Source organism: Shewanella halifaxensis HAW-EB4 (genome assembly GCF_000019185.1).
Classification (GTDB): Bacteria; Pseudomonadota; Gammaproteobacteria; order Enterobacterales; family Shewanellaceae; genus Shewanella; species Shewanella halifaxensis.
The window spans coordinates 993,830-1,016,220 of the sequence record NC_010334.1; the positions used below are offsets into that span (position 1 = coordinate 993,830).

The window sequence follows — 22,391 nt, forward strand, 5'->3', positions numbered from 1 at the left end:
TTTTTCGTTAATAACTTCATTTTCTGCTAGTTAGAGGAGTTTATTCTCGACATATCCCCGCTAACACTTATCCAATTCTTATCTAGCTCTTATATAAGTGACTGTTAAACATCTAATATCTCAGCTTTGTTAATCCTATTCGGAAAAATAGATTAGATTGATAGTTTTTACCCGTTATCATAATTTTATGCGCTCCGTTACTATTCTCCCATCGAAAACGAACTGGCTTTAAGAGACTCATCATCACTCATCTCAGTTTGTTGAATTTTAAGACATAGTATTTTCAACTTTAACGATTAAAACAGATAAAATGGAGCATCACATGCATCAGTCAATCATCAACTCTACAATCAAGCCATTCTCAGCAACTGCTTTTCACAACGGTGACTTCCACCCTGTGACAGAGCAAGATCTTCTAGGCAAGTGGTCTGTTGTATTCTTCTACCCAGCTGATTTCACATTTGTATGCCCAACCGAGCTAGGCGACATGGCTGACCATTACGAGAAGCTACAGTCTATGGGCGTTGAAGTTTACTCAGTATCGACTGACACTCACTTCACTCACAAAGCATGGCACTCAAGCTCTGACACCATTGGTAAAATCCAGTACCCAATGATTGGTGACCCAACGGGTACTATCACACGTAACTTCGGTGTGATGATTGAGGAAGATGGTCTAGCACTACGCGGCACATTTGTTATCAACCCTGAAGGCGAGATCAAAGTTGCTGAAGTACATGACCTAGGTATTGGTCGTAGCGCAGCTGAACTAGTTCGTAAAATTCAGGCTGCTCAGTATGTAGCAACTCACGACGGTGAAGTATGCCCAGCAGCATGGCAGCCAGGTGAAGCGACACTTGCACCATCAATCGACCTAGTTGGTAAGATTTAAGCGATAGATAATTGATAGCAGTGTGTTAGCGAGATCCACCTCTCGCTAATGTCCTAGATAGTTATCAAGCGATTTCATCTCCATTGTTCAGCTTAGTGTCCCCCCTGAAATCTAAGCTGAACAAATTTTTACAGAACTTGTTTTTACAGAACTATTTTTCAGAACACTTGCTAGTCGCAATACACATTTATTTTTAAGACCACTTTTTATTTTTTAGTGAGCATTTAGTTGCTTGTGGCTAATGCTGCCTGCTGCTCACCTATATCAGATTAGCTTTCACATATTTAGGAGTCATCATGTTAGATGCAAACGTAAAGAATCAACTGAGCACTTATTTGCAAAACCTCAAGCATCCAGTTGAGCTGGTTGTATCTATTGATGACAGTAAAAAAGCCCAAGAGTTAAAGTCACTTGCTGCAGATATCGATAGCTTGTCTCCACTCATCTCAGTAATAGATCAAGTGGGTGAGCGTACTCCTTCGATGTCAGTCATCAATCCACAATTGAATAGTCAGATCACCTTTGCAGGCCTGCCTATGGGTCATGAGTTTACCTCCTTGGTGCTTGCGCTTCTGCATAGCGGCGGTCACCCAATCAAGCTAGATAGCGACGTGATTGAACAAATTCGCCAGCTACCGGGTGAGTATCGTTTCGAGACCTATGTGTCTTTAAGCTGTCAAACCTGTCCTGAAGTGGTTCAAGCGCTGAATATGATGGCGGCGATTAACCCGAACATTACTAACGTGATGATTGATGGTTCACTATTCCAAGATGAAGTGAATGAGCGCAACATCATGGCGGTCCCTTCTGTGTACCTCAATGGCGAGCCGTTCTCAATGGGCGCCATTAGCACGGTTGAGATCTTAAACAAGCTTGACGTCAATGCGGCGGGTCGAAAAGCTGAGCAGCTAAACGAGAAAGAAGCGTTTGATGTATTAGTGGTTGGCGGTGGCCCAGCAGGCGCATCGGCAGCAATTTATGCGGCACGTAAAGGTCTACGTACTGGCATAGTTGCCGATAAGTTTGGTGGTCAAGTCGCTGAAACCGTGGGTATCGAAAACTTCATTTCAGTTAAGGCGACAGAAGGCCCTAAGCTGGTGGCTAATCTTGAGGCCCACGTACATGAGTACGATGTTGATATTATGGATAATCAACGCGCGTTGAGCCTAAAGTCGGGTGAGCTGTTTGAGTTAGCGCTTGAAAGCGGCGCGGTGCTGCGCAGTAAAACAATATTACTGGCAACGGGGGCACGCTGGCGTGAAATGAACGTACCGGGTGAGCAAGAATACCGTGGTAGTGGTGTGGCGTACTGCCCACATTGTGACGGCCCACTGTTTAAAGGTAAGCGTGTTGCGGTTATTGGCGGTGGCAACTCTGGTATTGAAGCGGCAATTGATTTAGCGAATATTGTTGAGCACGTTACCGTACTTGAATTTGATAAAACATTGCGTGCCGATGAAGTGCTGCAGCGTAAAGCAAAGTCGATGGGCAACATTGATATCATTACCGAGGCGATGACCACTGAGGTGACTGGCGATGGTAAGCGTGTTAACGGCCTTAACTATACCGACAGAGCCACAGGCGAGAGCCATCATGTTGACCTGGCAGGTATCTTTGTACAGATTGGTTTGGTACCAAACTCTGAGTGGCTAAAAGACACCATAGATATGACAGCGCGCGGTGAGATTGTTGTCGATGCAAAAGGCGAAACTTCATTACCTGGGGTATTTGCTGCGGGTGATGTGACAAACTCAGCTTATAAGCAGATTATTATTGCCATGGGGAGTGGTGCAACGGCATCACTGGGTGCATTTGACTACTTAATTCGTCACGATGTCGATGAGTCTAGCCGAGATAATGTTGCAGCCTAAAGGGATTACTCGTTAATATAAAGCCAGCAGATGCTGGCTTTTTTATTGAGCTAGTCACAGAATAATAATGATAAGTGAAGGGATTCCTTTGAAGTCATATCAGTACCAACCTCAGTTGAAGAGAGAAGCCTTTACGATTTTAAAGCGCGGTATTCTGTGGGCAACCTATGTCAGCTGCGTACTATTATCTGTTGTACTGCTAAATAGCTATTTTTTTGATGGTTTTTACTTTGATCTTCATTCATTACAATTTAAGTTTATCCCGCTATTTATAGTGCTCTTACTAGGTTTAATAACGATTAAGCTCGCTGGATTTGAAAACGTGGGAGTAAAACAAACGTATCTCTATTTAATCTTGTTGGTTAGTGGTTGGAGTTATGTGCTTTTGGGTTTAGCTTTGCTATCTGACCAGAACATGCCGGGCATTGAGTCTTTAGCCGATGTACTGGTGTTAGTGTTTGCACTGGCGCTGTTTCCTAATCGAAATGTGATGGCTTTCGCCATATTTCCTTTTTTAGCCTTTAGCGCTGTTTATCACTCTATGCAGTATTCTCAGGTGCTGATTTACCCGCTGACTAAATTTTTATGTTTTTTGGGCATCATATTATCAGGCCAAAAAATTATTTCGGGTTGGTTTTTCAAAGCGGTGAGCCGTAATATTGAAAAAAAGAAATTGTTACAGCAGTTTAAGCGTTTAGCCATGATTGATGGCTTGACCAATATCAGTAATCGTCGCCATTTTGACGAGGTGCTAACCCAAGAGATAAAGGCATCACTTAGAAATAATAAACCGTTGTCTATCATCATGGTCGATGTGGACTTCTTTAAGCCGCTTAACGACAGTCTTGGCCACCAAGTGGGTGATAAATATTTAAAGAGGATCGCAGGTGTATTAAATAGCGCACTCGAACGGCCAAGGGATCTGGTTGCCCGCTACGGCGGAGAGGAGTTTGTGATTGCACTGCCAGATACTGATCTAAGCGGTGCCACTCAAGTCGCCGAAAAGATTAAACAGGCAATAGCCGATACAGAGCTTGCGCACCCTGGCTCAGGAGTCTCAGACTTTATTACTGTTTCTCAAGGCATTGCGCAGTGGCACGAGGGGATGGAACCAGCTCAGTTGCTAGAGACCGCCGACAGTTTGTTATATCAAGCCAAGTCAGCGGGTAGAGATTGTTACCTTTCAGAGTAAGGCTCTTTAGTCCCCCCTTCACTGTAAAAGCGCTCCCAGAGTAGGGATCTCTCTGAGAGGAGCTTGAGTGTGAAACCGTCGCTTAGGCCGTAGTATTAATATTGTGGCCAGTATTACCCACAGGCGCCTTCGCCGCTTCAGGGGCCGCCGCATTGATCAAGCTTAATGCAATATCGCCCTCAATCTTTTGTTGATCTTTAGCCATTTGAGCGACTTTCACGCCAACATCACCATGACTCATGTTCGGTTGAAGATTCGCACTAGAGATAGTTACAGCCATATTTTTCTCAATTAAGTAGGAATGTTATTCGGTTATCGGCGTGGCACATCATGGCTTGAGGATTGTCGTGTTACAGAGTGTATCGGTTGTAAAGCTAAGACGGAAAAGCAGGTGCTAGGAAAAGTAGGTTCTAGGAAAGGCACAGACGGACAAGCAAAAGGCAAAGAAGGTTCAAGCTGAGACGGAACAGGCTAAGACGGGAAAGGCACCACTTTGTCTTTTGTAGGTTGGGCTTTCGCCCATCAATCATGGTTTTATACTAGATTTGTCGGCATAAATACCGAGCTACGGAAAAGCAGGTTCTAGGTCCTAGGAAAAGCAAAGACGGAAAAACGAAGGGAAAAGACGGTTCAGGCTGAGACGGGAAAGGCATTGCTTTGCTCATTTGTAGGTTAGACTTTAGCCCATCAGTTTTGGTTTTATATAAGGCTTGTCGGCATAAATGCCAACCTACGGAAAAGCAGAGATTGTAAAAGCGGGAAAGCTAAGAAAGTGCAAAGACGGTGCTTTCAGCTTTTGATTTTCCTAGTAGGGCGCAGCCCGTCCTCGCAGCGAAGCGTCCTAGGATCTAGGTCCTTATTTTAGAAAACGAAGGCCTCAGCTTTACAGCAAGCTAAGGCCTTTAGTAATTAACATTAAGACTTTGCTGCTTGAGCCTTCTCAATACTCTTACGAATAAGCGTGATAATCACCGTCAACACGATAGAGCTTAAGATAAGGCCGATCGCTAAGGCCACATTCTGCAGCGCTGTTGGGTCAACTGCCAACATGCCACCGAGTCCCATCATCATGATGCCTGACATCAGCTTAAGGGTCTGACCCTCTTTCTCGGTGAGCTTGCGTTTACCTAGAGATACACTGAAGGCGATAACGATAGCCGCGAGTGGGATGACATAAACTACGTTGTACATCACCAGATACATATAGCGCTCGAAGGTCTCTAAGTCATGCATCGACAATACGCTGGTATAGATCATCGGGAAGCCTGCGGTGCATAGCAGCTCATAGGCGTTGGCTAAGATAGATAACACTACAGTACCGGCTATCATGGCGGTCATGCTGCTGGCGCTGGTGAGTTTACCCATGCGTTTAATCAAACCAGTTCGATTTTTGGCCGACATCGACAGGGTGACCTCTCCCTTGGTAAAGAAGTAATCTTTGATGTTCACCGCCCCTGCTACCAGCGCTAACATCCCCGCACCGAGAATAATCCAGCCGCCATCGCTACCTGCACCAAGCAGTTGGAAGATATTGAGCCAAGCGCTCATAAAAATGAAGTAGATAAAGCCTGAGAAGAACACAAATATGCCGCCAACAATCAGCATGCGAGTGCGGCTCTTAGCGTTAACCATGATAGAGAGCAGGAATAGCAATACGAAGAAAGCGCAAGGGTTGAAGGCGTCGACGCCTGCGAGTACCACCGTTAGTAATGGCAGCGACATCTGCTCAGGGTGAACGACACCAACCAGTGGTAACTCTACGGGTTGTACATCAGAAGAAGCGAGTTTGCTGCTGGTATCTAAACCCAAATCGCAAATCCCTTCACCACTTTTACTGCTACTTTCACTACAGGTTTCAAATAAGCCGCCTGAAACAGGCGCAGCTGTGGCGTAGTCGCCCTCGACCTCTGGTGCTAATACGCCACCAAGCGAAACGTAATAGGACTTTAATCGTTGCACTAAAAACTCGCCGGTAACGGCTTGGCTGCTGTAACCGACAACGGCTTTTTCGCCACTGGCAAAGTAGGGCACCGAGCGCGCTTCGGTTCCCGTCTGTTTAGCGACGTTTTGCCACACTTCCATCGTATTCGCGGCGGTGATCATATGATCTTCCACCTCTATCCAGGGGTAGCGCTCGGGTAGGCTATCGATAAAAGGGTGCGCCTCGGCGCAGTGAGGACAGGTCTTAGACCAGAAGAAATACAGTTTAACCTTAAGCTCTCCCTGCGCATTGGTGTAATGCCAGATGTTGTTCGTCGCTGTCGCTTCTGTAGCGGCAAAACTGGGCAGAGATAGGCAAGATAATAAAAGGGCAATAAAAAGAATAATAGACTTAGGCATGCGAACTCCGGCAGACGTATTAGCCATGAATTAAGCGTGTTTGTTACTAATACTCTACTTTAATGCTTAGGAATGGCTAAATTAATGTTTTGTTTTTGCAGGTTAAATCTCGAATAATTTACTTTTGGGAACTACAACCAATTTTTAACAATAAAGTTAAACTTTTAGCAATAATTATAAAAGCTTGATTAAGCTTTTGTTGATGTACTTTATGTGGTTGTGGTTGTGGTTGTGGTTGTGGTTTCGTTTTGCTTGAGTTTGAGTTTGAGTTTTCTTTACTGCTATTGAGCTGTAATGCTGGTTAACACGTTGAACGTAAACTTAACCCGTAGAATTACTCATCTTTACTGGCGATTTGGATCTGCGGTTGTTCGGCTTCATCTGTACACCACACTAGGCTCACATTACGGTTTTCGTCGGTACTCGCGGTTAATATTTTAGTGATAATCGGCGCAGGGTAAGCGACATCATTAAGATAGGTTTTTACTCTTTCAATACGTCTTTCTGCTAGCCACTTATTATAGTTACGTGTTTCTTCTGTCGCTTGGGTTTGATTCACTTTGAATTCAAGTAGTAAATAGCCTGTATTGATTTGAGTACTTTTGGTTAGCTCATCGAGTTGAGATGTGTACTGGCTTGAGAAATAAGAGCTATTTTTGGGATAAATAATATCGATAATGTGAGTTTTATTATCACATTGAGCCATCGTGCTTGTGGCAAATAGTAAACAAACTGCGGCTATCCACTTCATACCGTACTTCCTTGCTAAGCTTAAAATCACCCTAAAGAGCGGTTTAGTGCTACTCCATTGTGCGAAAATTTATGCTATTACTAGAGAAAATACAATCACCTTTAGATTAAATGTTCTAATGATGAACTGCACTCTGCACAGCTCTAGAAGATATTTGTGGCGTAGTTTGCTCTGTTCATCATGGTGCAATTATTGGGCTATGCATGGTAATGAGTGATCAATCTAATCAAGGAGCAAAAATGGCGACGGTCGATCTTCTCGTCATTGGTGGTGGGATCAATGGAGCGGGTATCGCTCAGTGCGCAGCTGCAGCTGGCTATAGTGTATTGCTGTTAGAGAAAGACACCATTGCGGGGCAGACGTCGGCTAACTCCAGTAAACTCATCCACGGTGGGCTGCGCTATCTCGAATCTGGCCAACTTCCCTTGGTAAGAAAGTCTCTGGCCGAGAGAAAAGCCTTGCTTAAGCTGGCTCCCTCGTTAGTGAATCCAATCCCATTTTATATTCCCGTGTATGACACCAGCCATCGTAGTTCGTGGGCGATAAGAGCGGGGCTTAGTTTGTATGCCGTGCTCAGTGATTTCGATGAGCTGGGGCTGTTTAAATCAGTTCCCTCTGTAGATTGGTCGAAAATTAAAGGACTCAAACTTAAGGGGCTAAAAGCCGTTTACCAATATTGGGATGCGCAAACAGATGACAAGCGACTGACACAAGCCGTGATAAAAAATGCTCGTGCCTTAGGGGCGCATGTGATTGAGCATGCTCAATGTACGCATATCGAGCATTTGCCGAGCCATTGTGTGGTGCGCTATCAAACGGAAGAAATAGCGCAAGAGGTAGAAGCGCTGGCAGTAGTGAATGCGGCGGGTCCATGGGTGAATCAGGTGCTTGAAAATGTGTTTCCGCCTATCGCAGCAGAGCCTATCGAGTGGGTGCAGGGCAGTCATCTGCTGCTCGATATTCCAGCTAATGATGGCATCCTTTATCTGGAGTCTTGCTTCGACAAACGGGTTATTTTTGTGATGCCTTGGAATGGACAAACATTAATTGGTACGACTGAGGTAGTGCTTGATGAATTAAGCGACAAACCTCAGATCACCGCCGCAGAGGAAGAGTATTTGCTTGGCATTTATCAACACTATTTTGCCTGTCTGGGTGATATAGACGCTTTGAAGGCGCGGGTTGTCGATAGTTTTTGTGGTGTGAGAGTGCTACCTAAACTGTCGGGCAATGCGTTTGACCAGCCGCGAGATACATTGCAAAAAAGCCAGCTTAGCCATCCTAAGCTATTAAGTCTTTACGGCGGTAAACTCACGACCTATAGAACCACGGCAACCGAAGTGATTGAGTGGGTTGAAGATGCCATTGGTGAGCGACCATCTTTAGCCAATTTCGATAAACTGCAACTCGATTAATTAACCTTGAATGCGATTTTAAAAAGATAGCGGCAGTAGCGAGGTGATTGAAATGATGCCAAGCTCATGAGTTTCATTATTCTGTAACCTTAGTGTCATATTCTTGATGGGTTGTTATTTTGAATAGTTTGTTTTTAAAGTGCATGAGCGCACAGATGGATGGTTATGTTTCAAATTTTTCTACGTTTTTTCTCGTTAGGGTTAGTGTCATTTGGTGGACCCGCGGCGCACATCGGTTACTTTAGACAGACTTTTGTGCAGGAGCTTAATTGGCTCGATGACAAACACTATGGCAGTCTCGTTGCGCTAAGTCAGTTTATGCCTGGACCGGGTTCGAGTCAGGTGGGTTTTGCCATCGGTTATCATCGCGGTGGTCTGTTGGGCGCTATTGCTGCCTTTATAGGGTTTACCTTACCTTCGTTTATTCTATTGTTTTTGCTTGCCGTCACCAGTAGTCAATGGCTGGAATACTCATTTACTCAAGGGATTATCCACGGGCTTAAGTTATTGGCTGTAGTGGTAGTTGCTGATGCGATTTGGATCATGTTCAAGCAGTTTTGTCAGCGTAAGCAGGCTAAATTATTGATGCTGCTAAGCTGCGCGATTATCTTGTTGCAGCCTTCGATGTTAGTGCAGTTTGGCTTGCTCATCAGCGCCGCCATGGTGGGGCGATATTACCTATCTGCTGAGCCGGATGAGGGCGTGGCTACAACTGCAACGAAAGCCGCAACAAAAACCACAGTACAGCAACCGATAAAGCTTAACTTCTTTTGGTTAAGTCTCTTCAGTGGCTTATTGATCGCGTCATTGGTGGTTATCGGCCTATCTAAGCAAGCAGGGATCTCGAATTTAACTGAGTTGTTTAGCCAGTTCTACCAAGTGGGTAGTATGGTATTTGGTGGTGGGCATGTGGTGCTGCCTCTACTACAATCGAGTGTTGGCGATACCATGAGTAACGATCAGTTTTTAACGGGGTACGCCTTAGCACAGGCGGTACCGGGGCCTATGTTTGCCTTGGCGGCATTTTTAGGGGCTGAGATCTGGGTGGAGCAGCCGTTAATTGGCGCCTTAGTAGCTACACTGGCTATCTTTCTGCCGGGCTTCTTACTCATGCTGGTGGCACTTAAAAGCTGGCATGCACTCAGTGCAAGGCCACAAGTGATTGGCGCCGTTGCAGGAGTCAATGCCTGCGTGGTGGGCTTCTTGTTGGCGGCGCTGTATAGCCCCATCTTTATCAGCGCAGTGTTATCGCCACTGGATATGGCCTTGGTAGTATTAGGTTTTGGTCTGTTTAAAATCTTTAAGCCCAATATTTTTATCTTAGTGACAGGTTTTGGCGTGACAGGGGCGGTAATAGGCGCGTTTGCTGGCTAGCCTCCTTAGAGGTCCAGATAAATAAAAAGGCGGTAAGAGCATGCTCTTACCGCCTTTTTTGATCGACTATGATTCTAGCTAGACGAGTTCTGCCTCGGCTAGCTTCTCAGCCACTTTTTCCGCTTTGACGGCACACACCTTAAACTCTGGGATTTTCGCCACAGGGTCGAGGGCGTTGTTAGTGAGCTTATTGGCCGCGGATTCCGCAAAGTGGAACGGTAGGAACAATACCCCAGCTTGTGCACGTTTAGTGACGAAGGCTTGGATCTCAATCTCACCGCGTCTGGTGCTGAGTTTGAGCATATCACCGTTATTCACACTTAGCTTTTCAGCGTCATAGACTGAAATCATCACTCTTGGAGATCCAAGCAGGTTTAAGCCTGGAGTCTTGCGAGTCATGGTGCCTGTATGGAACTGCTCCAACAAACGGCCCGTCGATAATACCAGTGGGTATTCCTCACATGGCATCTCTGCCGGCAGGCGATAATGCACAGCACGCATCTTACCTTTGCCATGAGTAAACTGATTGGTATGCAAAATAGGCGTGCCAGGGTGACCTTCAGCCGGACACGGCCATTGCAGGCCTAGACGACCATTTGCCGTTAAGCTATCGATCACTTTCCAAGTAATACCGCGATATTGCGGAGTCACATCGGTGATCTCATGCCAAATCTGTCGCTCATTTTGGTATGTCCACTCTTCACCCATCTGAACGGCAATTAGCTGGATGATCTCCCAGTCATTTTTAGCAAGCCCCGGCGGAGTTACAGCGGGTAATAATTGCTGTACTCGGCGCTCGGTATTGGTGAAGTGGCCTAGCTTTTCGGCGAAGGCCGCAGCAGGTAACACCACATCGGCAAGCTCGGCGGTCTCGGTTAAGAAGATATCTTGCACCACGACAAATTCTGCTGCGGCTAAGCCCTGCAGTACATGCTTCTGATCCGGGTCGCTGAGCACTGGGTTTTCACCCATCACATACAAACCTTTCAGTTCGCCATGGGTCAGGGCATGCATCATCTCGGTTGCAGAGAATCCGATATCTGCACAGAGATCTTCCTTGCCCCAAGCATCACGGAAGCGCATCTGTACTAGTGGGTCGTCAAGTTTCTGGTAGCCACTGAAGTAGTTTGGCAGTGCGCCCATATCGCAGGCACCTTGCACGTTACTCTGGCCGCGCAGTGGGTTAATGCCTGCGCCTTTTACCCCTATGTTGCCGCACAATAGCTGCAGGTTAGAGATAGCCGTGACATTGTCGTGACCCGAGGTATGTTGAGTCACGCCCATGGCGTAGTAGATAGCGGTTTTTTCAGCGGTGCCAATCAGTCGAGCCATCTCAATGATGTCACTGGCGCTGACGCCAGTAATGAGCTCAGCATTTTTAGGGCTGTAATCGGTGCTCATCACTTCATCATAGAGCTGGCTGAAGCCCTCGACTCTCGCTTGAATGTAATCTAAGTCATGCCAGTCGTTTTTGATGATCTGCTGCATAATGGCGTTCAGTAGCATCACATCCGAACCCGGTCTTTGTGCCACATAAAGCTGGGCTTTATCGGCGATAGAGACGCGTTTTGGATCGGCAACCATCAAGCGGGCGCCATGATCGGTTACTGCCTGCTTGATGCGAGAGGCAATAATTGGGTGAGCGCTTTCGGTGTCCGAGCCAATGATAAAGATAAGGTCGCTATCTTTAATGCTTGGAATATCGTTGGTCATCGCACCGCTACCTATGCTTTCGCGAAGTGCAGTAACCGTTGATGCGTGACATAAACGAGCGCAGTGATCGATGTTGTTATTACCCAGCACGCTGCGGAAGAACTTTTGGAATACGAAGTTATCTTCGTTAGTGGCTTTAGCTGACGATAGCCCCGCTAGTGCTTTATCACCATAGGTGTGTTTTATCTCGCTAAAGCGCTGAGCCACAACAGAGATAGCTTCGTCCCAGCTTGCTGGAACTAGCTCACCATTTTTACGAATAAGTGGTGTGGTCAGGCGCTTATCACTGCCGACAAAGTCAAAGCCAAAGCGGCCTTTAACACACAGCATCCCCTCGTTTACCGGCGATGAGATATCACCATCGATATGGCGAATTTGGTTCTTTTGCTCATCCACTTGCATGTTGATACGGCAACCAATACCGCAGTAAGTACAGATGGTAGAGACGGTTTTAAGCGGTGCTTTTTGTGCCGGCGTTAAACCTTGGGTTTTATCGCGAGCATCAACCAGTGCGCCCGTTGGGCAAACCTGTACGCAGTTACCACACTGCACACAATCGCTGTCATTCATGCTGGCGCTAAAGCCTACACGCGGCGCTTTGCGCTCATCACTGTCATATGAGCTGTCACATGAGCTAGCACATGAGATAGGGATAGCTTGGTAGTGATCTTTAGCAAAAGAGATCGCGTTATGGCCGCTAGCGCCTTTACAGGTTTCAACACAGGCGCCACAGCTAATGCAGCGGTTAGCATCGAAGGTGATAAATGGTGCGCTGCTGTCGATACTAAAGTGTTGTGCTTGGCTTATATCGAGCTCACTAGCCTTGACCTTATACTCGGTAGCGTAATCACGCAGCTTACAGTCGGTGTTGGCCTGACAGGCACACTCGAGGCAGCGCGCCGCTTCTTTCATCGCCTCATCGGCTTCAAAGCCAAGCTCCACTTCGCTAAAGTTAAGCGCACGTTGTAGCTTATCAAGCTCAGGCATTTGGCTACGAGCCTGTACCTTAGTCGATGGATAAAGCGCGTCCACCTTAAGTGATTTCAGTGCGCTAGTTTTAGCCGCCTTGGTCGAATTAAAAGGCTGCTTTACTAACTCACAAGTTAGGCCTTGTGTGAGTAATTTCTCAATGGCATCCGCCGCCTTGCGCCCATCGGCAACAGCAGCAACCGCGGTAGCGGGGCCCGTTCTTGAGTCACCAATCACAAACAGCTTATCAAGGCCGGCAGACTGACCCGCAGACATGGTGTGCTCGCAACCCTCAAAGGTATTCCAGCGAGTTAGGGCGACAGCTCCGGTGGCTAACTGGCTCTGAGGATGCTCAAGAAACTCCATGTCTGGAGTTTGTGATACGGCAGGAATAACCGTATCGAAGGCTTCGACAAAGGTCTCGCCTGTCGGTGTTGGTGAGCGGCGCCCAGAGCTATCGGGTTCACCCAGTGCCATCACTTCAAAGGTAACGCTGCTAACTCGGCCCGCTTCATCGCTGTGGTTTTCAATCGGGTTGGTGAGGAAGTGGAACTTAATCCCCTCCTGCTCGGCTTCGTGAATTTCATAGGGCTCTGCTGGCATTTCGTCGCGAGTACGACGATACACCAAGGTCACGTCGGCGCCATCACGTTTAGCGGTGCGGGCACAATCGATGGCTGTGTTACCGCCACCAATCACCGCTACCTTTTTGCCAGTGCTGTATTGCTTATTGGTGCAGTAATCTTTGAGGTAATCGACCCCTAAATAGCAGCCCTTTAGCTCGATGCCTGGGTAGTTCATCGGTACCGCCTTTTGGGCGCCAATGGCTAAACAGACGGCATCAAAATCTTCGATCAAACCATTGAGGTGAATATCGCGGCCAAGACGAGTATCAGTTTGAATATTTAGACCGTTTTTACAGAGAAGCTCGATCTCTTTATCGAGAATGGCCTTGGGGAGGCGATACTCTGGAATACCGTATCTTAACCAACCACCCGCTTGCGGCATGGACTCAAAAATCGTGACATCATGGCCATTGTTAGACAGGTAATAGCCAGCTGAAATACCCGCAGGGCCACTACCGATAATGGCGACTTTCTTATTGGTCGCAGGCGCTTTTGGCGGTACATAAGGGTTGGCATCATCGAGATCTAAGTCGGCGGCGTGGCGCTTTAATTGGCGAATAGCGACGGGTTCGTCGACTAGGCCACGACGACACTCAGACTCACAAAAAGCGGGGCAAACACGGCCAATAGAAAGTGGCAGGGGTAAGGTTTGCTTAATGACTTTAACGGCTTCGGTGTGATCGCCCTGAGCGATATGGTACAGATAAGATTGTACGTCCACGCCAGCTGGGCAAGCCGTTTGGCATGGCGCTTCGCAGTCGGCAAAGTGATCTGATAAAATCGTATGCAGGGCTGCTTTTCGCTGTTTACTGAGCGCAGCAGAGCGGGTGATAACTTCAACATTCTGCATTGCGATATCGCCAATAAGGGTCTCACAGGCACGAACATTGGTAATACTATTATCGCTAGCAATGAGCTCTACATGGCAAAGATTACAGTGTTGCTTGCTGTCATTAACTAAAGAGCTCTTTATTAAAGAACGGGCATTGCTCTTACACAGGTTAGGAATGGCAATATCGGCATTAAGCGCGACGTCTAACAGAGTGTCTCGTTGATTGGCTACTAGGGTCTTGCCATCAATTATTATTTGTTTCATCGCATGGGCCTTTAATTATAGGGTCGCAGCTTGATTAATGCGCTTACTAGGAATTGAGAGCCTAGGCGCAACATCAGCATTCACAGAGAACGGACTTGGCGAAATCATTATTGCTTCGAGTATACCTGCGGCCTTTTTTTACGCAGAAAATGCAGCTTAAGTTTTAGCTAAAATTGCAGGCTGGCTCACAGGTGGTGTTGGAAGTGTGCGCGTTAATTGTTGCTACTGGTCTAATCTGTGATCTGGATCTCTTGCGTGGAAAAGTGGAAGTGTTAGGAGTGTTTTTTAACAGATTATCATAGGCTTAGCGAGTCATCTTCTTGACAAACACCACCACGAATAACGCGATGGTAAAGCTACCTGTAAAGGCTTCGAAAGCCGCTATCGCTCTAGAAAATCCTATAGGGGTAAAGTCTCCATACCCAAGTGTGGTAAAGGTCACGACTGAATAATAAATACAGTTGAGGAATAACAATAAATTGCTAACGAAATCATTGCTAAGACTAAAAACTTGTAACTGACCCGCATAATTAAGGCCACTAAAAAAATACATGATGGCACTAATCAGAATAAGAACCAGCGAGAAACCCACTACCCTAAGTGGAGCTTCACCGTAACCACAGAACAGATCGATAGCTCTTGATATGATGCGCTTGAAGCAGAGTTTTGGCATTTGATGACGGCGCATAGTGAGTTCTTTGCGGATATATTGCCCCGACATGGCAAATAGGCCCTCTCTATCGGCAGCTTTTCGTAAGTCGCGATAGATCTCTTCGGCTTGCTCGAAGTAATCCATAGCCCTGTCTTTATCCCCGGCTTTTCCTGCCGCTCGAGCAATGCGCTCTTGGCGTAAGGTTTTACCCGTATGAATATTTTCGATTTTTGCGCCAAGCCATTTAACGCCGAGTAAATTACACCCATTAAGGTTAGCGCAGTGCACACTGGCTTCACGCAGGTCGGCCTTCATTAGGCTGGCATTTTCCAAATTGATATTAAACAGGTGCGCACCACTTAAGTCGGCGCGGTACAGCTCTGCATGACTCAAGTCGAAACCAACTTTCTCTCGATGACGAACCAGATCGATATTGGCCAGTTTTGCGTGGTTTAAGCAGATCCCTCTGAGTTGGCCACCCTTGCGAGCATACAGCTCAAGCTTATGCATATCATCGGGATTGTTTTTTATTATATTAGGATCATGCCAGTAGCACAGCCCAGATTCTCCGGCGGTTTCTTGGCAGGTGTGTTGATTGTTTTCATGATAACGACAGAGATTAGATGCTTGGCTATCTGTAGGCATAAATAGCGTTAACCATCATTGCGACTCGGTAATAATGAGTATAGACAGCCGCTATCAAATCTGCAGAATTAGCCCCAAGCTTCAATCCTCGTTGAGGGGCATAGGCTCGATGTTAGCAGTCCTGCTTGTGAGGGAAGTTTTGCTTTTTGCTACTTGAAGCTATTTTGTTTAATAAAATTGCTATTTTGTGGCCCTTTGCCGCTATGTTTCATGCAAAGCATGGGTTAAAATAGCGGGTTTTCCATCAGTAGTAACATAGTCGTTAACGCTTTTGGCCGTTAATACTTAGCAATTAGAAGTTGATTAAATCATGTTTGAAGTAAATCCAGTTAAATTCAAAATCAAGGAGCTCGCCGACCGTACCGACCTTCTTCGGGGGTATCTTTGACTACGATGCCAAGAGTGAGCGTCTAGAAGAAGTCAGCCGAGAGCTTGAAAGCTCTGAAGTTTGGAACGATCCTGAGAACGCCCAAGCCTTAGGCAAGGAGCGTGCAGCACTTGAAGCGGTAGTGAAAACTATCGACGATATGGACAGTGGCCTAGAAGATATCGAGGGATTACTCGAACTTGCCGTTGAAGAGGACGATGAAGAAACCTTCAATGATGCCGCTGCTGAGTTACAAGATCTTGAGAGGCGTTTAGAGGAACTTGAGTTCCGTCGCATGTTCTCGGGTCCACATGATGCGTCAGATTGTTACTTAGATATTCAATCAGGTTCTGGCGGTACAGAGGCTCAAGATTGGGCCAATATGGTACTGCGTATGTTTTTACGTTGGGGTGATGCCCATGATTACAAACCTGAATTGATTGAAGTGACGGGTGGAGATGTTGCCGGTATTAAAGGGGCAACAATCAAGTTTACCGGTGAATATGCCTTTGGTTCACTGCGTACCGAAACCGGTGTTCACCGCTTAGTACGTAAGTCACCATTTGACTCTTCAGGTAAGCGTCACACCTCTTTTTGCTCGGTATTCGTTTACCCAGAAATTGATGATTCGATTGAGATTGATATCAATCCTTCGGACTTAAGAATTGACACCTACCGTGCATCAGGTGCGGGTGGTCAGCACGTTAACAAAACTGAGTCGGCAATTCGTATTACTCACTTGCCAACTAACACTGTCGTGCAGTGTCAGAACGATCGCTCGCAGCATAAGAACCGTGATGCAGCGATGAAACAGCTAAAAGCAAAACTGTACGAGCTAGAAATGCTTAAGCAGAATGCTGACAAGCAAGCCGCCGAAGATGCCAAGTCAGACATTGGCTGGGGCAGCCAGATCCGTTCATACGTGCTCGATGATGCGCGTATTAAAGATCTACGTACCGGCGTTGAAAACCGAAATACCCAGAGCGTTTTAGATGGCGATCTGGACAAGTTTATTGAAGCTAGCCTGAAATCTGGCCTTTAACGAGAGAAGAAGATGACTGAACAAACACAAGACGAGAACAAGTTAATTGCAGAGCGTCGTGCTAAATTAGAGCACATTCGTACCAACTGCCCTGCAAACGGTCACCCGAACAACTTCGATCGAAAACACAAAGCGGCAGACATTCAAGCTGAATTTGGTCACAACACCAAAGAAGAGCTTGAAGGCATGGGCATTGAGCGTTCAATCGCTGGCCGTGTTATGGCTAAGCGTGGTCCATTCTTGGTTATTCAAGATGTGAGCGGTCGTATCCAAGCTTATGCGGGTAAAGACGTTCAAAAAGATCTTAAAGAGAAATTCCAAGGTCTAGATATCGGTGACATCATCGGTGTGACGGGTCAGCTACACCTATCGGGTAAGGGCGACCTATATGTGAACATGGAAGAGTACCAGTTGCTAACTAAAGCTCTGCGCCCACTTCCTGAAAAGTTCCACGGTCTAACAGACCAAGAGACACGTTACCGTCAGCGTTATGTTGACTTGATCGTTAACGAACAGTCACGTGAAGCCTTTATCATGCGTTCTAAAGTCGTTTCGGCTATTCGTAACTTCATGGTGAAGAAAGAGTTCATGGAAGTTGAAACACCAATGATGCACAGCATTCCTGGTGGTGCTTCAGCACGTCCATTCGCGACGCATCACAATGCGCTAGATATCGCGATGTACCTACGTATTGCACCTGAGCTATACCTTAAGCGTCTAGTGGTTGGTGGTTTTGAGCGCGTATTCGAAATTAACCGTAACTTCCGTAACGAAGGTCTATCTCCACGTCATAACCCTGAATTCACTATGATGGAATTCTATATGGCGTATGCAGATTTCAACGATCTAATGGACTTGACTGAAGAGATGCTAAGCTCTATCGCCACTGAGCTTTGTGGTTCGCCACAACTGCCATACGGTGAGCACACGGTTGATTTTGGTGGCCCATATGCACGTTTGAGCATGTTGGATGCGATCAAGAAGTACAACCCTGACAATGCAACAATCCAGTCGATGACTTACGAAGAAGTTAAAGACGTTGAATTTATGCGTGATTTGGCTAAGAGCCTAGGCATGACAGTTGAGAAGTTCTGGACTTGTGGTCAGCTACTCGAAGAGATCTTCGGTGAAACAGCTGAAACTCAGTTGATGCAACCTACGTTCATCACTGGCTACCCAGCAGACATCTCTCCGCTAGCACGTCGTAACGACGACAACCATTTCATCACTGACCGTTTCGAGTTCTTCATCGGCGGCCGTGAAGTGGCTAACGGTTTCTCAGAGCTTAACGATGCTGAAGATCAAGACCGCCGTTTCAAGGCGCAGGTTGATGCTAAAGACGCGGGTGATGACGAAGCTATGTTCTACGATGCAGACTACATCACTGCACTAGAGCACGGTCTACCGCCAACTGCGGGTCAAGGTATCGGTATCGACCGTCTAGTGATGCTATTCACTAACACGCACACAATTCGTGACGTGATCCTATTCCCAGCGATGCGCCCACAGGCTAACTAATCTCTGGAATATAGGTGCATACCTATAAGACTTTAAAAACCAGCCACTAGGCTGGTTTTTTTATACCACAATTTCGAATTTTGCATTTCTGTGATCTAGGGGCCGTTGATGAAAGGTTTATCTCACGATTTAATTGATGTTTATCAAACAAATATAATTTGATTCCCTGTATTTTGTTGGGCTGCTAACGACCTAAGTTTATTTCAGTTACTGATGCAGAGTGTCGCTATAAAATTTAGCGCACCTTAATCTTGGTTTGATTTAGCACTGGGCTAAAGAAGTCACTGTTTTATATATAGGTGAAAACTAATGCATACCTCTAATGGTATAGAGTGGGGGTAGCTCTTGTGCCTAATGAGATAGGTTGACGCTAATGTCTATGATTTTGTTAGTATAAATGTTAGATTAACGCGCTGATTACGCGTCTGAAAAAACTATTCTTTAGTATAAATATTACCATTTTGTCTCGTGCTGATTTCCTGCAATTTTATCTAGGGTTCGTCTTTATCTTTTTAGTCTTAAATACTAAGGTTAAGCCTGTTTTTGATATTTTTGTTTGAAAAGTGTGTTTTTTCACTTTTATTGCCATCGATAGCTGACAGAATACTTTTTGAATCACAATGGAAAGATTAATAGGACATAGAGTTGATTAATATCAAAATAACGCAAGCACAACGGGGTGAATGGCAGCAATCTATCGATATGCTGGCACGAATAGCCCAGTGCGGGGCCGCGTTATTCCAGATAGATCAAACCGATAAGTTTGTTGCTATCGGCTATGCCAATATTAGCCTTGAGCAGCTAAAAACTCAGCAGCTTAGTCCTGAGCTTTTCTATCACGATAGCTATAGCCAATTAACTGGAACTGGCGAGACAAGCTCTTATTTCGACAGTCATATTCGGTGTCTGCTACCCATTAATTGGCCTGCGGGTGCCTTGTTTGGCTATCTCTGTATCACCCCTTCAAATAAAGTTTCTACTCTTTCAGTATGCGAGCTACAGGCCGAGATCCGGCACTTATTAAAAGTATGTGCTGACAGCATAGAGCAGGACTTGGGTAAAATTTATCGTGATTTTAAATGCAAACAAAGTTCGGTTCGCGATGTGGGTCACCAAGCGAGCCCTGTGGGTTTGCAAACGTTTATCGATTGCATGAAAGAGCATGTTTGGATGAAGGATACATCTGGACGCTACATGATGGTTAATCACAGTGTTGAGCTTGCATGGAATCGTTCTCGAGAGCAGATCTTAAATTTTACCGATGATGAGCTATTTGAGCCGCGTTTAGCAAAGCATTTTATCGCCAGCGATATGGAGTCTATACGCAAAGGCGTGGAAGTATCGGCCGGAGAGTGTGAAGGCTTGGACATTGGCGATGTTGACTCTTGGCTCGAGACAACCAAAGTCCCTATTATGGATGATGATGGAGAGTTAACCGGGGTGCTCGGCATTTCACGTAATATCTCATCTCATAAGGCGGCGAAAGATCAGCTCGAGCTGGCCTCACGAGTGTTTGAGAACTCGGTAGAGGGTGTGATTATTACCGATGTTGATGGTGCGGTTATTGATGCCCACGGTGCCTATAAAGAGATCACTGGATATGAAAAAGAGGAACTTCTTGGAAAAAATCCAAGGGTGTTTAATTCAGGCCGCCATGATAAAGTTTTTTTTACCAAGTTATGGAGTGACTTACTGACCAAAGGCAAGTGGCACGGTGAGATCTGGAATCGTCGTAAAAACGGCGCTATTTTTCCGCAGATGCTCAATATCAGTGCTGTCTACGATGACGAGCATCAGATCCGCTATTTTGTCGCAGTGTTTAATGATATTTCGGCACAAAAACAGAGTGAAGCCGAACTTGCTAGAGTCGCATTTCACGATCCGTTGACTAAACTGCCCAATCGCATGGCGCTTAATACAGGCTTGGAGCAAGAGCTAAAACAGGCAAGCCATAGCAATACACGTCTTGGTTTAGTCTATATCGATGTCGATCTCTTTAAGCAGATCAATGAAAGCTATGGCCACCCCATGGGGGATGAAGTCCTGCTTGAGCTGAGTCGCCGTTTTAATTTTGGCTTAGACAATTTAGCTACAGTTGCTCGTTTGGGCAGTGATGAGTTTGCGGTGATCTTACCCAATATCGATAGTAACGACAGGTTACTGCTTAGTATTAATAAGCTTCGAAAAATGTTCGATCAACCCTTTCTGCTGGCGGAGCATGGGCAGGCGCGCTTGACTGCGAGTATGGGGGTCGCGATTTATCCCGATGATGCACAAGACTCCAGCGGATTACTGGTCAATGCAGAAGTGGCGATGCACAGGGTTAAACAAGATGGACGAAACAGTTATGCCTTTTATACCGAGTCATTGACTCAAGAGTCAGTTGCTAAACTCAAGTTACAGAGTGCACTGCATGATGCGCTAGAGCTGAATGCATTTCATCTCGAGTATCAGCCAAAGATCAGTTTTCGTACCGGGGACGTGGTTGGGTTTGAGGCGTTACTACGTTGGGTCGATCCTGTTCTTGGCAGCATTTCTCCCGATATCTTTATTCCATTGGCCGAGAAGATCGGTTTAATTCAAGATATTGGACGCTGGGTGTTAAAGCGTGCTTGTGAGCAGGGGCAACGCTGGCGTAAGCAAGGGGTGAGTTTTGGCCGAATTGCGGTGAATGTCGCCGGCCAGCAGATTCAACGCAGTAGCTTTGTTGATGAGGTCGCTGAGATCCTCAAACAAACGGGGCTGCCAGCGAGTAGCTTAGAGCTTGAGGTGACAGAAAGCTGCATGATGTCCAATCCTGAGCTGGTTAGCCAAGATCTAGCGAAACTAGGTCAGATGGGCATCGAGTTGTCGATAGATGACTTTGGCACAGGCTATTCGTCACTCAGTTACCTTAAAAAACTGCCGCTCCATAAGCTTAAAATCGATCAGTCTTTTGTCGCTGGCTTACCATTTGATACCCACAATACCGCGATTGCCAAGGCTATCATTGCGATGGGGCATGCGTTGAATTTGCAAGTGGTCGCCGAAGGGGTAGAAACCCAAGCCCAAGCAGACTTCTTAAAGGACAATCACTGCGATCACGCTCAAGGTTATTTTTATAGTAAGCCTAAATTAGTCGAAGAGCTGACAGCGTTTTTAATTGCTGACGACAGAGTTTAATCGCCATCCTTATAGGTTGTTAAGTCGTAATACCTAAAGCCGTTGCTATCGATGCTCTGTATCGATAGCAAAACCGGTCACAGGGATAACCTCGCCAGGTTGCATCTGCTTAAGATGAATAGCACCAATCCTGACTCTAACCAATCTTAACGTCGGCAAGCCCACAGCGGCGGTCATCTTTCTTACTTGACGGTTCTTACCTTCATCTATAGTAACGGAAAGCCAATTGGTTGGGCCGTGGCGAGGATCGCGGATCTTTTTTCCTCTTGCTGGAAGGTTTGGTTCGTGGATCAATAGTTCAACCTTACAGGGTAAAGTCAGATATTTACCCCCGCTAATGCCAATTTCTACTCCTTGTCGTAGCTTCGCGAGTTGTGCTTGACTCACTTCGCCATCAACCTGCACATAGTATTCCTTTTCAATGGTTTTACTACGAATAAGGTGGCTCTGCATCCCATCGGTGGTCAGTAGTAACAGGCCTTCTGAGTCATGGTCGAGTCGACCAATTGCCATTGTTTTCTCTGGGAACTCATATAGCTGACCGAGCAACGGTTTACTCTTACGTGTTTCAGGTACAAATTGACTTAGAAAACCGTAGGGCTTGTAGATCAAAAAGTGTTGATGCTTAGGTTCGCTAGATTTATCGACAACAGACATACAAGAGACTCTGGACAAGGGGACATTGATTATACCGTTAATTAAAGCGCTTCGCTTGAGTAGCGAGAAAGCGGATAAACGGTTTAAACAATAGCTAATGACAGCGTTG

14 protein-coding genes are annotated in these 22,391 nt (G+C 46.1%); 8 read left to right on the plus strand and 6 right to left on the minus strand.

The features are described 5' to 3' along the window. The first annotated feature begins 322 nt into the window (after positions 1–322). The 3 genes from ahpC to SHAL_RS04100 all read left to right on the plus strand — a co-directional run bounded on the left by ahpC (position 323) and on the right by SHAL_RS04100 (position 3,955). On the plus strand, positions 323–892 hold the full coding sequence (gene ahpC, locus SHAL_RS04090) for an alkyl hydroperoxide reductase subunit C (protein ID WP_012154009.1): 570 nt from the start codon (positions 323–325) through the stop codon (positions 890–892). 296 nt (positions 893–1,188) lie between these two features. Further along, entirely contained in the window at positions 1,189–2,763 is a 1,575-nt protein-coding gene (gene ahpF, locus SHAL_RS04095; protein WP_012275927.1) for an alkyl hydroperoxide reductase subunit F, read from the plus strand. A gap of 88 nt (positions 2,764–2,851) precedes the next feature. Beyond that, positions 2,852–3,955, plus strand: a complete 1,104-nt coding sequence (locus SHAL_RS04100) for a GGDEF domain-containing protein (RefSeq protein ID WP_223296240.1) — start codon at positions 2,852–2,854, stop codon at positions 3,953–3,955. 82 nt (positions 3,956–4,037) lie between these two features. On the opposite strand, the gene SHAL_RS04105 is transcribed toward SHAL_RS04100, so the two are convergent. From SHAL_RS04105 to SHAL_RS04115, 3 genes are all read right to left on the minus strand, one after another. Then, positions 4,038–4,235, minus strand: a complete 198-nt coding sequence (locus SHAL_RS04105; protein ID WP_012275929.1) for a hypothetical protein — start codon at positions 4,233–4,235, stop codon at positions 4,038–4,040. Positions 4,236–4,870: 635 nt separating this feature from the next. Then, positions 4,871–6,295 (minus strand): thioredoxin domain-containing protein, encoded by a 1,425-nt coding sequence (locus SHAL_RS04110; RefSeq protein WP_012275930.1) that lies wholly within the window; start codon positions 6,293–6,295, stop codon positions 4,871–4,873. A gap of 334 nt (positions 6,296–6,629) precedes the next feature. After that, positions 6,630–7,046, minus strand: coding sequence for a hypothetical protein (locus tag SHAL_RS04115; RefSeq protein WP_012275931.1), 417 nt, complete (start codon positions 7,044–7,046; stop codon positions 6,630–6,632). A gap of 239 nt (positions 7,047–7,285) precedes the next feature. On the opposite strand from SHAL_RS04115, the gene SHAL_RS04120 reads away from it, so the two are divergent. Further along, positions 7,286–8,461: a glycerol-3-phosphate dehydrogenase/oxidase gene (locus SHAL_RS04120; RefSeq protein ID WP_012275932.1), complete on the plus strand. Its 1,176-nt coding sequence runs from the start codon at positions 7,286–7,288 to the stop codon at positions 8,459–8,461. Between the two features lie 165 nt (positions 8,462–8,626). Next, positions 8,627–9,835 carry a chromate efflux transporter gene (gene chrA / locus SHAL_RS04125; protein WP_041415840.1) on the plus strand — a complete coding sequence of 403 codons (1,209 nt, stop codon included), beginning with the start codon at positions 8,627–8,629 and terminating at the stop codon, positions 9,833–9,835. A 78-nt stretch (positions 9,836–9,913) separates the two neighbouring features. Here chrA and fdhF read toward each other — a convergent pair whose 3' ends face one another. Both fdhF and SHAL_RS04135 read right to left on the minus strand, forming a co-directional pair. After that, entirely contained in the window at positions 9,914–14,239 is a 4,326-nt protein-coding gene (gene fdhF / locus SHAL_RS04130) for a formate dehydrogenase subunit alpha (RefSeq protein ID WP_012275934.1), read from the minus strand. 304 nt (positions 14,240–14,543) lie between these two features. After that, a complete protein-coding gene (locus SHAL_RS04135) occupies positions 14,544–15,536 on the minus strand; it encodes an ion channel (protein WP_012275935.1) in 993 nt (330 codons plus the stop codon). Positions 15,537–15,846: 310 nt separating this feature from the next. On the opposite strand from SHAL_RS04135, the gene prfB reads away from it, so the two are divergent. The 3 genes from prfB to SHAL_RS04150 all read left to right on the plus strand — a co-directional run bounded on the left by prfB (position 15,847) and on the right by SHAL_RS04150 (position 21,625). Continuing rightward, positions 15,847–16,945, plus strand: a protein-coding gene (prfB, locus tag SHAL_RS04140; RefSeq protein ID WP_190273621.1) for a peptide chain release factor 2 whose coding sequence is annotated in 2 segments (ribosomal slippage) — positions 15,847–15,921 and positions 15,923–16,945 — 1,098 coding nt in all. Because the reading frame shifts where the segments join, the coding sequence is not laid out codon by codon here. Between the two features lie 12 nt (positions 16,946–16,957). Beyond that, positions 16,958–18,463: a lysine--tRNA ligase gene (gene lysS / locus SHAL_RS04145; RefSeq protein ID WP_012275937.1), complete on the plus strand. Its 1,506-nt coding sequence runs from the start codon at positions 16,958–16,960 to the stop codon at positions 18,461–18,463. Positions 18,464–19,165: 702 nt separating this feature from the next. Next, complete coding sequence (locus tag SHAL_RS04150) at positions 19,166–21,625, plus strand: putative bifunctional diguanylate cyclase/phosphodiesterase (protein WP_012275938.1); 2,460 nt, start codon at positions 19,166–19,168, stop codon at positions 21,623–21,625. Positions 21,626–21,670: 45 nt separating this feature from the next. Here the strand turns inward: SHAL_RS04150 and SHAL_RS04155 are convergent, their stop codons facing one another. Next, entirely contained in the window at positions 21,671–22,282 is a 612-nt protein-coding gene (locus tag SHAL_RS04155; protein WP_012275939.1) for a pseudouridine synthase, read from the minus strand. Positions 22,283–22,391: the final 109 nt, after the last annotated feature.